The following is a 12,547-nucleotide window of genomic DNA, read 5'->3' on the forward strand; positions in this document are numbered from 1 at the left end:
TTACAGGCCAACGCTTTATCCTCATTGGCCTGACCCAAATCCGTCTGATACCTTGTTAATTCTGCTGGCTATCGATCAGCGTATATTGCGCCGTCTCTTTTACCGAGACAGGCGCAATATTGGGCAGGCCACGCAAGAACTGTTCAATATCCTGGATATTGATATCCGCCGAAATATTGCGCAGCTGTTTGCCTTGTGTCTCCACAGGTTTGAGGCGATAGCGTGAAACGGTGGTTGCGATTTCGCCCACACTGGCCCGGTCAAATACCAGGCGGCCATCAAGAAAGGCAAAGGCATCGGAAGCTGGGCGGTTGACCAGCACGGTGGCATGATTGGGGTAGACTTCAAGCACCTGGTCATTGGTGATGATGCGCGACTCGACAGGTGCATCCTGCACAGAGGGTCGTAGCTGCTTAGGTTCCACTTTGACGCGCCCATGATCGACGCTGATACGCACCAAACCATCCAGGCGATTCACGGCAAAGCGGGTACCTAGTACGGTAATCGTGGCCGTATCGGTCTCCACCACAAAAGGTCGCTGCGGATCTTTTGTCACCTCAAACACGGCCTCCCCTTCCTTAAGCAGCACATGGCGCTGGTGGCGGTAATAGGTGACCTCCATTTTGCTCCTGGCACTTAATGCCACACGTGTGCCATCATCCAGTGTTTTAAGGGCAATTTGCCCCACCGGGTTTTGGGCTGCCATCTGCATGACAGGGGCGGCCTGCCAATCCTGGTACTGGTGATAGAACAGCATGCCCATGACACTGAACAGGAAAATGGCGAACACTTGCCCTACACGGCGCTGCCGGGCCTTGCGCCTGGTCTCCTGCGTTAAAAAGGTATGCTGTTCGGCCGCATCTGCCAGGCTGGCGAGAGATTCAGTGGAATTGAGCTGATGCATGGCCCGAGTGATGCTGTCATATTCGGCAGCATGCCGGGGATCTTCGGCCAGCCATTGTTTAAACGCTTTATACTCTGCCGGATTGTACGGCTCCCGCATATGCAGGTACCAGCGGGCAGCCATTTCACTGAGTGAAAGCGGTTTGGCAGGCATCGTACTAATTTGCCAGGGATTGCTGGAATGCCCGGATATCCAGCATGGCGCGGATCAAGTGCTTTTCAACCATATTCACGCTGATTTCAAGGTGTACCGCGATTTCCCGCTGTTTCATTTCATCCACATGATACATCCAGAACACCTGGCGGCATTTGATTGGGAGCAAGTCGATAATGCGTTGCAGGTGAAAAAGCTTTTGCCGGGTCTCATAGAGCTGTTCGGGCGAACATTCCAGGATCAGGGCCGTTTCGTCTATATGCTCTTCATCGACAAAACGCATTCTGTAGCGAAACTCATCCACCAGCAAGTGGTTCACTATGCCATTCAGATAGGCTTGCGGGGATTCTTCCCTGGCCGGATGGCTGGATACGGCAAAATACACCAGCGCATCATGCAGAATATCCTTGGCTTTTTGTACGCATGCCGTCCGGCGACCAATACGCTTAAGCACATCGGTATAAGCCCACTGTAAATCAACGCCGCACCATGCCAGGGTTTCGCTCATATTGCACCACCACATTTTTTACAATCGCACTATTGATTGCAAAACACGTGCCATTACATTTTTTTTGCAATAAGCGATTGATTCTCAATTAAAAAATTATGAGCGGCGAATTTTTACCGGTTAACTTGCGGCTGAATTAAACCAGATTTAAAAGAATTGGTTGAATGGAACCACCAGAATTTTGCCCCTAATGCCTTTGGCAGGGGAAGCGAATAAAATATAAATAGGCACATATTCAACCCAGGCTTGCCCGCATTCGCCCGCCCTACTCTGTTTCGATCAGGCCGTGCTTCATTGCCAGCCTGACCATTTCCACCGGGCTGCTGACAGACAACTTTTGCTTGATCAAGGTGTAGTAATTAGCCACCGTTTTCTGGCTGATTTTCAGCGTGTCTGCCACCTCTTCGACCCGCTTGCCGGCTGCCAGCAGGCGGAAAACCTCAAATTCCCTGGCGGTCAGTTGCTGTAACGGATTATTTTCACCGATTAAGGTTTGCAACGCGATTTTCTGGGCCACTTCGGGGCTCAGGAAGGTCTTGCCTCTGGAGACATGCAGGACGGCCTGTAGCAGGTCATCTGCCACACCGGTTTTGGTGACATAGCCTTTCACACCAGCTTTCAGGGCTTGTGCCGCGAAAGAAACAGCTTCATGCATGGAAAAAATGACAATGCGCGCATTCGGGTAGCGTTGCAAAATACGCTTGGCGGCTTCCAGCCCGCCCATGCCGGGCATGGAAATATCCATCAATACCACATCCGGTTTTACCTCGCCATATAGTTGGTAAGCCAGCTCGCCCGTCTCGGCCTCGGCCACAATCTCTATCGATTTATGGCTTTCAAGTAGCCGCCGCAAGCCTGAACGTACCACGGTATGATCATCTACCAACACGACTTTAATCGTCATGTCGCTGCCTCCCCGAATGTACCTGCTTGAGTGAACTGCACCTCTATGCGCGTCCCCTGCCCCGGTATACTTTTAATTTGCATACGTCCCCTTAACCCTTCCACACGCTCTTGCATCCCTGCCAACCCATAACCACGACTTTGCGCAGAGGGATCAAATCCGCGACCATCATCTTCTATTGCCATATACAAACCTTCTTCCCTATTCGCGACCTCAATCGTCACTTTGTTTGCCGCTGCATGTTTGCTGATATTCGTCAGGCATTCCTGCAAAATGCGGTATACGGTGACAGACACCGATTCATCCGGTTGCAACAGATCGCTGGAAATCACATTCACGACAATGACACTGCGATGCCTATCCTGCCAGTGGTGAATCAGTTCGGTCAGTGCCAGGCTCAATCCCAGTTCATCCAGCACACGTGGCCGCAGGCGGGCCAGTAAATCCTGGATGGTAAACATCATCTGCCTGGTAATGCTGGCGATCGCCTGTGCGCTTTCCCGCGCAACCGTCAGCTTCTTCGCGGCAACCATTGCACTGGCATCGATATGCACCGCTGTCAGGTATTGCCCTATTTCATCATGCAAATCGCGGGCCAGTTTTTTACGCTCTTCTTCCTGCAAGTGAATAATCTGCTGCGTTAACCGGTGATTGTTGCGGATACTTTGCTCCAGCGTGCTTGCCATCCGGTTGAATTTATCGCTGATCTCCCGCAATTCGACCTGTTCGAAACTAGGTAGCCGGCTTTGATATTCGCCATGCTCAATCTGGTTCAAGCCATGAATAATCTGCTTGACTGGCTGAAAGGTGGAGCGTACTGCCAGATACACAAAAACCAGGACGCTCAAGCCAAATAGCCCTACGATTGCCAGCAGGCCGGCGGTATCATCCCATATCTCCCGCAATTCGAAAGTCGGGTCTGGCGTAATCACCAGTTCACCGATAAAACGGCCATTTAGAATAATATTCTTGCGCTTTGGCTCTTGCAGCACGCTCGAAATATCCAGCAGTTTCACAAACCACTCTGGTGGGTCTTCTCCATCATGCACTACACGGACTGAACGGTTCGATTCCCGTAAATGCCCATTATTATCAAAAAAATCTATTTTCAAGTGGCGGATATTCACCAGTTGCTCCAGCCGGAAAATAGTGATTTTTCCATCTCCGCCCCGATTCAGCCAGCCAAAATCCGTCATGTAATGCGCGATCTCGGCATCCAGCAAATGAATGACCAGGCTGGTAGTCGACTCGACTTCAGCCAGCACATCTTCACGTGCATTTTTAATCACCGACATTGCCCAGGATAACAACAACCCTACCAGCAATAAACTGATAATCAGGTGGAGCTTGGTCTGCAGACTTAATGATTTCATAGCCGGGGATGATACTAGCGAGCCTCATTCAAAAGCAATGAGGAATTTTCCCGGCCTGATAGGAAGACAAGATATGTTGGCACTGTCAGCGAGGCGGAAGAGCACAAGAGGAAGCAGGAAAAATCAATGAGATACCCTGTCCAGTAACCCCATAATCTGCCAGTGTCCCGGCAGATTCAAGATAGAGATGCATGGCTAAACTGTTCGTGCACGCCCTGGCCCCTACCTTTTGGCTGAACAAACAAAAAACCAGCTAAGTAGCTGGTTTTTAAAGGATATTTTGGTGCCCGGAGCCGGAATCGAACCGGCACAGCCGTTAAGCCGAGGGATTTTAAGTCCCTTGTGTCTACCAGTTTCACCATCCGGGCGGTAGCTCTGACAAGCTGCGTATTCTACCACCCTGAAAAAGTTTGCCTAGCTTAGGATGCAACGCACTTGAGAGAAATCTGGAGCGGGAAACGAGTCTCGAACTCGCGACCTCAACCTTGGCAAGGTTGCGCTCTACCAACTGAGCTATTCCCGCATATCTGGAGGCGCGAGCCGGAGTCGAACCGGCCTAAACGGCTTTGCAGGCCGCGGCATAACCGCTTTGCTATCGCGCCAGAACCAACAACATAAAAACAACTTATGTTAAAAAGGGAAAGCTGCGCTTTCCCCGAAATTTGGAGCGGGAAACGAGTCTCGAACTCGCGACCTCAACCTTGGCAAGGTTGCGCTCTACCAACTGAGCTATTCCCGCGTATTTCCTTGCGTCATGCATCGTAAGGAAGCTGGCATTTTAATGATTTTTGACCCGGTGTCAAGGAAGTTTTTTTAAAAAAGCATTCTTTATTGCAAATGCTTTTTTCAGATGGTTTCACGGATGGCGGGCCAGGCAGCGCGCAGGTAATAGCCCATGGAAATCAATGTCAGCAAAGCGGCAATCACTATCAACCACTCTCCTATCCACTGGATGTTCAAACCAAGCAGCGGGTCGTACCAGAGTAACAGCACGATGGCGATCATTTGTGCTGCGGTTTTTACCTTGCCAACCATGGCGACGGCCACATTGGCGCTTTTACCTATGCTGGCCATCCATTCGCGCAAGGCACTGATGGCAATTTCGCGGCCGATGATAATCAGGGCGACTACGGCACCGACACGATGAAGCTCAACCAGCACAATCAGCGCAGCCGCTACCATTAACTTGTCAGCAACCGGATCAAGAAAAGCACCGAATTTGGACATCTGCTGGTATTTACGCGCCCAGTAACCGTCCAGCCAATCCGTCAGCGCAGCCAGGATAAAGACCGAAGAGGCAATCAGGTTCACCCAGTGAGCAGGAATGCCTTCTGAGGTGATGGCGTGCGCTGGCAGGTAGAAGATGCCGACGAATACCGGAATCATGGCGATACGCAGCAAGGTTAATAGATTGGGAACGGTCCACATATGTCTGTTTCTTGTCATGATGCACGGAGCAGGTTAATGCAGGCGCTCGTAAATGGTTTGCGCCAATGCCGGACTAATGCCCTCCACCTGGGCAATTTCATCTATGCTAGCACTTTTTATCCCATCCAGGCCACCAAAACGCATCAGCAGCGCCTTGCGCCGCTTGGCGCCCACGCCCTCTATTTCTTCCAGGCTTGAAGTCACCCGTGCCTTGGCCCGCTTGGCGCGGTGCCCGGTAATGGCAAAACGGTGGGCTTCATCACGGATTTGCTGCAACAAGTGCAAACCCGTATTATCCATGGGCAGGTTCAACATTTCGCCCGTATCGGAAAAAATCATGGTTTCCAGGCCGGGTTTGCGTTCTTCGCCTTTGGCAATACCCACCAGCAGAATATCGTCCAGACCGACCTCCTGCATCACTTCCATGGCAACACCCAGCTGGCCTTTGCCGCCGTCGATAAAAACCAGGTCTGGCCGCTTGCCTTCGCCGGCCGCCACTTTTTTATAGCGCCGCGTCAAGACATCGCGCATCGCAGCATAATCATCGCCAGGCGTAATGCCGGTGACGTTATAGCGGCGGTATTCGCTGTTCTGCATATCGCCACGGTCAAACACCACGCAGCTACCGACCGTGGCTTCGCCCATGGTATGACTGATATCGAAACACTCGATCCGCTCTGTGCTTTCGGCCAGGTTGAGTGCTTCACGCAGGGCAAGCAATCGTGCCTGCTGGTTGGCCGAAGTCGCCAGTCTTTGCTGCAAGGCCAATTCGGCATTGGTTTGTGCCATTTTCAGCCAGACTTTTTTATCGCCAATGGCATTGGTCAACACCCGTATTTTCCGTCCGGCCAGTTCACTCAGCATGTTTTCAAATGCGGTTTTATCGACTTCTGCGCCACATACCAGCAACGGCGGTGTATTTTGCGCCACATAATATTGCGTCATAAAGGCTTCTACTGTTTCGACAAGGTCTGCATCCTGGCTGTTTTTCGGGAAGAAACTTTTATCACCCAAGTGGCGGCCACCACGAATCATGACCAGGTTAATGCAATGCTGGCCCTGGATATCCGCACAGGCAATCACATCGGCATCACTGACACTGAAATCACTGACAAACTGCTTGGCCTGTACCTGGCGCAAAGCCTGCATGCGGTCACGCAAGACAGCAGCCTGTTCATACTCCATATTGTCAGCCGCCTGGTTCATTTCATCGCCCAGGGCGTCGATCACTTCACTGGTTTTGCCCAACAGGAACATGGCCGCATGCCGTACATCGTGTGCGTAATCCTCTTCAGAAATCAGGCGGACACAAGGCGCGGTACAACGTGCAATCTGGTATTGCAGGCAGGGTCGCGAGCGGTTGGCAAAAACGGTGTTTTCACAGGTGCGCAACTTGAATACCTTTTGCAGCAACTGGATGCTTTCCCGCACGGCTGGCGAATTGGGAAATGGCCCGAAATACTGGTGCCCTTTACGCTGCGTGCCGCGATGGAACGCCAGGCGTGGAAATGCATCGCCCGTGAGCGTGATGTAAGGATAAGACTTGTCGTCGCGGAACAAGACGTTGTAACGCGGCATCAGCCCTTTAATCAGGTTGTTTTCCAGCAGCAGCGCTTCGGCTTCCGAGCGTGTCACCGTGGTTTCGATATGGTTGATTTGCGACACCATCATTTTGGTGCGCGGGCTGGCAAGATTCTTGTTAAAGTAACTGGAGACCCGTTTTTTCAGGTCTTTGGCCTTGCCGACATAAATCACCGTGTTTTCCGCATTCAGCATGCGGTACACACCGGGTAAATTGGGCAGGTTCTTGAGTATCGGCTTGGGGTCAAACATGCGCGTATTTTACACGCATGTTTGCGGGTTGGCAGGCGTCAGCCAAGCAGTTCACCGCCGATCGCCCAGTCTTCGAACTCCACTTCCTCAAAGACGATATACGTGTAATTGGCCGGTTTATGCGCATGTTTGGTCAGTGTTTCGGTGATTTCCTTGGCAATTTGCTTTTTCTGCTCCTTGGTCACAGAGCCGGCCAGTTTGACGTTGACAAAAGGCATAATGATCTCTCCTTTGAATGATAATGAACTGTGGCGCCAGGGCTTGGTACAGTGTTAATGCGTATGCCCTGTGCCGCCACGCCAGATATCCCTGATCAGGTTCAGGGTAACCACCAGCAGCAACACCGAAATCAGGATGGACAAGATGGGGTCAATGGCCATCCAGCCAGTGAAGTAAATCACGGCACCCGCCACCACGGCTGCCACAGATCCCAGTAAATCACCCAGCACGTGCAAAAAGGCTGCGCGGTGATTCAGGCTGGCATCACCGCCATGATGATGGTGCTGGTGATGCATATGTCTGGCCACAAAGATATTCACCAGCAAGCCCAGCGTGGCAATGACGCCGACGTAGCCACCAGCAACAGAAACCGGGTGGCTGAGCCGCTCCACGGCTTCAATGATAATCCAGATGGCCACCCCCAGCATGGAAAGCGCATTAATCATGGACACCCGCCGCTCCAATTGGCTGGAAGCGTCATTGTGCCGTGTTTGATGCGCTGCCCACATGGCCAGGCCGAGCGCGACTACGTCGAACAGCATATGCCAGGCATCACTGAGCAAAGCCAGTGATTGCGTCCAGACACCGCCAACAAATTCGACAATGGTAAAAATACTGATTGCCAGGAAAGGGACCAAGAACGGGTTGCCATGCGCATGGTCATGAGGCGCTTCCTGCTGCGCTGGCTGGTGTGACTGGCAGCATGCTTTAACGTCAGGCTGTTCCATAGGGGCTTGATGATTTTTCATGCTTGCATGCTAAAGCAATTTGGCCTGTTTTCACAATAGGGTACAAAACGAAATTGCAGCATTGTGACTTATAATGGCGGCTGTTCAAGAGTGATGCCATGTTAAGTTACCGCCACGCCTTTCACGCCGGCAATCATGCCGATGTCCTCAAACATTGGGTTTATAGCCTGGTACTAGACTATTTCAACCAGAAAGACAAACCTTACTGGGTGGTGGATACCCATGCCGGCGCGGGGATTTACCGCCTGGATGCGGCGGTCGCCAATAAAACGGCGGAATATATGGACGGGATTGCCAGGCTGCAAAATACCAAAGTGCCCGCCGCGTTTGAGCCTTACCTGCAAGCCGTTTCTGCGACGCATAGGGATAGCGGCAATGAGACTTATCCCGGTTCACCGGTGATCGCCAGCCATTTCTTGAGATCCACCGACAAATTGCGCCTGTTTGAGCTGCATCCGGCAGATGCCCCCTTGCTTGAGCAACATTTTAACGGCCAGAAAAGACAGGTCTCTATCCAGGTCAAGGATGGTTTCGAAGGTGTTAAAGCCTGTTTGCCACCACCAACCAAGCGCGGCGTGGTGCTGATAGACCCGCCCTATGAGGTCAAGCAGGATTACGCCCATGTGGTGAATTGCCTCAAAGACAGTTTGAAACGGTTTGCCACAGGTACTTACCTGGTGTGGTACCCCCGCCTGCAGCGGCCTGAGCCGCAGCAAATGCTGGATCAATTACGCAATTTGAATACGGATTACCTGCATATCTGCCTAGATGTGCAGGCACCCAGTGCTGAAGGTTTCGGCATGCACGGTAGTGGCATGTGGGTGATTAACCCACCCTGGACATTGCGCCAGTCAGTCGAACCGCACCTGGCCTGGCTGGCACAAACACTGGCGCAGGACGCAAATGCACGTGCCTGGTGCGAAGGCCAGCAACGCTAATACGACGACTAATAACGGATGCGTACACGGCGAGCCTGGTCTACATGGTCTGCGATACGTACATCGAATGTACTGACAGCAATGGTTTGCCTGGTGGCCGTTTGAATGCGCACCCGCCATTCCCCGTCGCTCAGGTTGGTTTTATAGGTATAGCCACGATAGCCACTGTCGCGCCCGCCAGCCAGCGAGAAGCCGGGAGTAGACATGCTGACCCAGCGCCCCGCCACTTTCTTCTGCCAGTCATGTACCAGCCTGGTATGCAAGCCCTGTGGTGCGAACACAGCCGAAAAACACACCAGTTTCTGCCCCGGCTGCAAGGAAAAATGGTCACTATCCACCCGCCAGAAATTCCACCACGGGGATTTTTCCACCGTCATCCAGTAGCCCTGTGGTGACTTCTCCAGATCATACGCAATCACCACGGCCTGTTTTACCAGCGGTACCGGCGGAATCATGTCTGCACGGTAAGCCAGCATTAATAGCCCGGCAATTACCCACACCGGCCAGATACGCCCGGTATGATGCGGCGCACGCTGGTATAACAGAAAAGTGATCGCGGCCCCTAACAGCGTGCTTAAATAAAACCAGGCAGCATGCACACTGCCAAACAGGAAAGGGAAAGCAAAATTACACCATAAAATGGAACATAAGCCGAACATGCTCCAGCACAGGCTGAAACGCCGGTATTCACTTTCCATAAATTCGTTCGCGATCAGTAATACGCCCAGTATCAGGGTCACTACCCAGGCCAGGCCATTACTGGAGCTTTTAAAATACAGGATAAACAAGGCGCTCAGTACACTGCCAAACAGGAATTGTAATATCCAGTATGGCCAGTCCTGCACCGGCCAGCCTGCAATTTTGCGCTGTATCCATGGCCAGGACAGCACTCGCTGTCCCAGGCGCGTGGCACCTGCAATCGGCTCAGCCAGGTGATACATCAAGATTGCTGCCACCAGCAGGTACAGGGCAAAAGTCACCATATCCAGTACCGCCACTTTTTTACCTATGGTGATGGCATCCCAGGCAAATCCACCGATAAAAAAGGTAATCGGTAACAAAGCCTTGGTGCGTGCCAGGCATAGAGATAGTAGAGATGGCTGGTCGGGATCGGGAGCGGTCATCATCGGGTCAGGCATCGTCAGGCTCGGGACATCCACAGAACATTGCTGTTTTTTATCATATCCCATAATGATGAGTACCGGACAGATGTAAAGCGTAAAGCTTCTTCTATTATCAAAAGGGGCCTGTTAAACTTTAAGTTATCTTAAGAAAAAGTCGTTATATGTATTCAACGGGAAGATATATGGGCAATCCCTCTCTGGACATGAAGTGATTCAGGCACACAATCAGGCATGCGTGATTTATTCAGACAATTAAAAGATAAAGTAACCGAAATTAAATCTGTCAGTAATGAAACTGAACAGGCGTTAATTCGCGTGACTTTTGTCAGCTTTATCACGCTGTACCTGCTTTTCAATCACAGCGATATTGAACCGGTGGCAGTCTGCCTGCTTTACCTGGGCTGCGGTTTCCTGATGCTGTTCAACATTTTGCGTAATCCGCAGAAAAATGAAAGACGCCAGTGGATAGCCATGATCATGGATATTACGGCTACTTCGCTGGAGCAAATGATCTCCGGCGCCATGGCCGGTATATTCATTGGTATCTACCTGTGGCTGATTATCGGTTATGGCCTGCGTTATGGCACCAAATTCTTCAAAGGCTGTTATGCCCTCAGCCTGATCGGCTTCAGCCTCACGCTTTACCTGAGCCCTTACTGGAACCAGCACTTGCACGTGGCGTATGGTTTCCTGCTGACCTTGCTGCTGGTTCCCCCACATACCTTGCGCCTGCAAATCAGCCTGGAAAAAGCAACCAAGCTGGCTGATGAAGCCAACGAGGCCAAAACCAACTTCCTTTCCAATATCAGCCATGAAATGCGGACACCGCTCAACGGCATTATTGGCGCCAGTGAATTGCTGGTGCAATCGCGGCTGGACCAGAAACAGTCGGAGTTACTGAAAATGGTAGGCACCTCTGCCACCAGCCTGAAAAAACTGATCAATGATGTGCTGGATATCAGCAAAATCGAAAAGGGCAAGATAGACCTGGAAGAGATTTCCTTTTTCCTGCCTGACCTGATCCAGCGACTGCAGCTGATGTTCCAGCTGGAGGTAGAACGCAAACAGTTATGGTTGCGCTTTCACCTTGATCCCGCGGTAGAACGGCATTACACGGGCAGTCTGCATCATCTTGAACAGGTCTTGATGAACCTGGTGGCAAATGCGATTAAATTTACGCAGCATGGTGGCGTCGATGTCACGGTAGGCATCCGGCAAAGCCATCTCCATACCAGCCTGCTGAAGTTCAGCATCCGGGATACCGGCATAGGCATCAAGCCGGATGCGCTACCGTATATTTTTGACAGTTTCACCCAGGCTGACAGCAGCATTACCAGACGTTATGGCGGCACTGGCCTGGGCACCTCGATTGCCAAACAGCTGGTCGAATTGATGGGCGGGCACATTCATGTTTCCAGTGACGAAGCCAGCGGGACCACTTTTGAGGTGATTCTGCCATTGAGCCATGCCGAGGCCGCGGACCAGGTAGCCCTGGAGGAAATGAACCTGACCGGCACCTCCAACGTGGTGCCATTGAGCAGCCATACCAAATTCCGCAAGAAAATCCGTGTCCTGATCGCGGATGATAATGTGGTCAACCGCATGATCCTGAATGAAACGCTGCAAAGAATGCACTGTGTGGTAAAAGCGGCGGAAAATGGTGACGAAGCACTGGATGCACTGGAGCATCACCAGTTTGACCTGATGATCCTCGATTACAACATGCCGGAAATGAACGGCCTGGAAGTCTTCAATATCTATCACGCGCTACCTGGCAGCAAACCGTTACGCACGGTGATATTAACGGCCGATGCCACCAAAACCACACAAGATCGCTGTTTGCGCGCCGGTGTTTACCAGGTGCTCACCAAACCGGTGGTTTCCAGGCAGATTCAGGCACTGATAGAGACCGTTGGGCGGACCATGGACACGGAAAGCATCGCACTGCCTGTACCTGCTACGCACGCAGCGTCCAGGCCAGTGCAGGTAAACACACCTGCTTCCCCGGCAGTTATCACCACACTGACGCCTGGTAGCGAGCCCATGCTGGACAGCAACCGCATGGCGCATTTGTTAAAACTGGGCGGTAGCGAAGCCTTCCTGCATCGACTGATTACGGAATTTATCGACACCACGGATGACCTGATGCGGGTACTGGGCACAGAGTGCCTGGACCTCAACTTTGAGCATGTGCACAAACTGGCGCACATGCTGGCCGGGGAATCCGCCAATATGGGCCTGATGCCACTCAGCAAGCAGAGCCGCCGCCTCTTGGGCCTGGCAATGGAGGATGCCCCCATGATTTCAGGGCTATACCAGGCCGTGATGGATGCCTATGAAGAGACGCGTGCGCAATTGCATCAATATCGCAGCACGCTTTCTTCAAAACGCTCAAATAAATAATCAGGCACCTT

At 51.9% G+C, this 12,547-nt stretch carries 11 protein-coding genes and 4 tRNA genes; 2 read left to right on the forward strand and 13 right to left on the reverse strand.

What is annotated here, in order from left to right; all coding sequences use genetic code 11:
* Positions 1 to 55: 55 nt before the first annotated feature.
* The 12 genes from BLP53_RS01480 to BLP53_RS01535 form a co-directional block, all read right to left on the reverse strand.
* Positions 56 to 1,057, reverse strand: coding sequence for a FecR family protein (locus BLP53_RS01480; RefSeq protein WP_245652576.1), 1,002 nt, complete (start codon positions 1,055 to 1,057; stop codon positions 56 to 58).
* Between the two features lie 4 nt (positions 1,058 to 1,061).
* Positions 1,062 to 1,565 carry an RNA polymerase sigma factor gene (locus BLP53_RS01485; protein ID WP_091468776.1) on the reverse strand — a complete coding sequence of 168 codons (504 nt, stop codon included), beginning with the start codon at positions 1,563 to 1,565 and terminating at the stop codon, positions 1,062 to 1,064.
* A gap of 265 nt (positions 1,566 to 1,830) precedes the next feature.
* Entirely contained in the window at positions 1,831 to 2,469 is a 639-nt protein-coding gene (locus tag BLP53_RS01490; RefSeq protein WP_091468779.1) for a response regulator, read from the reverse strand.
* Entirely contained in the window at positions 2,466 to 3,842 is a 1,377-nt protein-coding gene (locus BLP53_RS01495; protein WP_091468782.1) for an ATP-binding protein, read from the reverse strand. The genes BLP53_RS01490 and BLP53_RS01495 overlap by 4 nt, the downstream gene beginning before the upstream one ends.
* A 281-nt stretch (positions 3,843 to 4,123) precedes the next feature.
* Positions 4,124 to 4,210: transfer RNA gene (locus tag BLP53_RS01500), tRNA-Leu, on the reverse strand.
* 79 nt (positions 4,211 to 4,289) lie between these two features.
* Positions 4,290 to 4,365, reverse strand: a tRNA-Gly gene (locus BLP53_RS01505).
* Between the two features lie 5 nt (positions 4,366 to 4,370).
* Positions 4,371 to 4,444, reverse strand: a tRNA-Cys gene (locus BLP53_RS01510).
* A 61-nt stretch (positions 4,445 to 4,505) separates the two neighbouring features.
* Positions 4,506 to 4,581 (reverse strand) — tRNA-Gly (locus tag BLP53_RS01515).
* 107 nt (positions 4,582 to 4,688) lie between these two features.
* Positions 4,689 to 5,270, reverse strand: coding sequence for a CDP-diacylglycerol--glycerol-3-phosphate 3-phosphatidyltransferase (pgsA, locus tag BLP53_RS01520; protein ID WP_091468785.1), 582 nt, complete (start codon positions 5,268 to 5,270; stop codon positions 4,689 to 4,691).
* 33 nt (positions 5,271 to 5,303) lie between these two features.
* Positions 5,304 to 7,103, reverse strand: coding sequence for an excinuclease ABC subunit UvrC (uvrC, locus tag BLP53_RS01525; protein WP_091468789.1), 1,800 nt, complete (start codon positions 7,101 to 7,103; stop codon positions 5,304 to 5,306).
* A 38-nt stretch (positions 7,104 to 7,141) separates the two neighbouring features.
* Positions 7,142 to 7,321, reverse strand: a complete 180-nt coding sequence (locus BLP53_RS01530) for a tautomerase family protein (protein WP_091468794.1) — start codon at positions 7,319 to 7,321, stop codon at positions 7,142 to 7,144.
* A 54-nt stretch (positions 7,322 to 7,375) separates the two neighbouring features.
* The gene (locus tag BLP53_RS01535) at positions 7,376 to 8,071 is read right to left on the reverse strand and encodes a cation diffusion facilitator family transporter (protein WP_091468797.1); all 696 of its coding nucleotides are present in this window, start codon (positions 8,069 to 8,071) and stop codon (positions 7,376 to 7,378) included.
* A gap of 98 nt (positions 8,072 to 8,169) precedes the next feature.
* Between BLP53_RS01535 and BLP53_RS01540 the strand changes: the two genes are divergently transcribed.
* Entirely contained in the window at positions 8,170 to 9,009 is an 840-nt protein-coding gene (locus tag BLP53_RS01540) for a 23S rRNA (adenine(2030)-N(6))-methyltransferase RlmJ (RefSeq protein WP_091468801.1), read from the forward strand.
* 8 nt (positions 9,010 to 9,017) lie between these two features.
* Here BLP53_RS01540 and BLP53_RS01545 read toward each other — a convergent pair whose 3' ends face one another.
* Positions 9,018 to 10,199, reverse strand: coding sequence for a DUF2914 domain-containing protein (locus BLP53_RS01545; protein WP_245652577.1), 1,182 nt, complete (start codon positions 10,197 to 10,199; stop codon positions 9,018 to 9,020).
* Positions 10,200 to 10,364: 165 nt separating this feature from the next.
* On the opposite strand from BLP53_RS01545, the gene BLP53_RS01550 reads away from it, so the two are divergent.
* A complete protein-coding gene (locus BLP53_RS01550; protein ID WP_091468804.1) occupies positions 10,365 to 12,536 on the forward strand; it encodes an ATP-binding protein in 2,172 nt (723 codons plus the stop codon).
* The last annotated feature ends 11 nt before the right edge of the window (positions 12,537 to 12,547 follow it).

Origin of the sequence: Methylophilus rhizosphaerae (genome assembly GCF_900100975.1) — a bacterium.
GTDB classification, from domain to species: domain Bacteria; phylum Pseudomonadota; class Gammaproteobacteria; order Burkholderiales; family Methylophilaceae; genus Methylophilus; species Methylophilus rhizosphaerae.

What these genes read in the sequence shown, in the direction of transcription:
- BLP53_RS01480 (WP_245652576.1), bottom strand. Translation starts at nt 1,057, where the DNA reads ATGCCTGCCAAACCGCTTTCACTCAGTGAAATGGCTGCCCGCTGGTAC.
- BLP53_RS01485 (WP_091468776.1), bottom strand. Translation starts at nt 1,565, where the DNA reads ATGAGCGAAACCCTGGCATGGTGCGGCGTTGATTTACAGTGGGCTTAT.
- BLP53_RS01490 (WP_091468779.1), bottom strand. Translation starts at nt 2,469, where the DNA reads ATGACGATTAAAGTCGTGTTGGTAGATGATCATACCGTGGTACGTTCA.
- BLP53_RS01495 (WP_091468782.1), bottom strand. Translation starts at nt 3,842, where the DNA reads ATGAAATCATTAAGTCTGCAGACCAAGCTCCACCTGATTATCAGTTTA.
- pgsA (WP_091468785.1), bottom strand. Translation starts at nt 5,270, where the DNA reads ATGTGGACCGTTCCCAATCTATTAACCTTGCTGCGTATCGCCATGATT.
- uvrC (WP_091468789.1), bottom strand. Translation starts at nt 7,103, where the DNA reads ATGTTTGACCCCAAGCCGATACTCAAGAACCTGCCCAATTTACCCGGT.
- BLP53_RS01530 (WP_091468794.1), bottom strand. Translation starts at nt 7,321, where the DNA reads ATGCCTTTTGTCAACGTCAAACTGGCCGGCTCTGTGACCAAGGAGCAG.
- BLP53_RS01535 (WP_091468797.1), bottom strand. Translation starts at nt 8,071, where the DNA reads ATGAAAAATCATCAAGCCCCTATGGAACAGCCTGACGTTAAAGCATGC.
- BLP53_RS01540 (WP_091468801.1), top strand. Translation starts at nt 8,170, where the DNA reads ATGTTAAGTTACCGCCACGCCTTTCACGCCGGCAATCATGCCGATGTC.
- BLP53_RS01545 (WP_245652577.1), bottom strand. Translation starts at nt 10,199, where the DNA reads ATGGGATATGATAAAAAACAGCAATGTTCTGTGGATGTCCCGAGCCTG.
- BLP53_RS01550 (WP_091468804.1), top strand. Translation starts at nt 10,365, where the DNA reads ATGCGTGATTTATTCAGACAATTAAAAGATAAAGTAACCGAAATTAAA.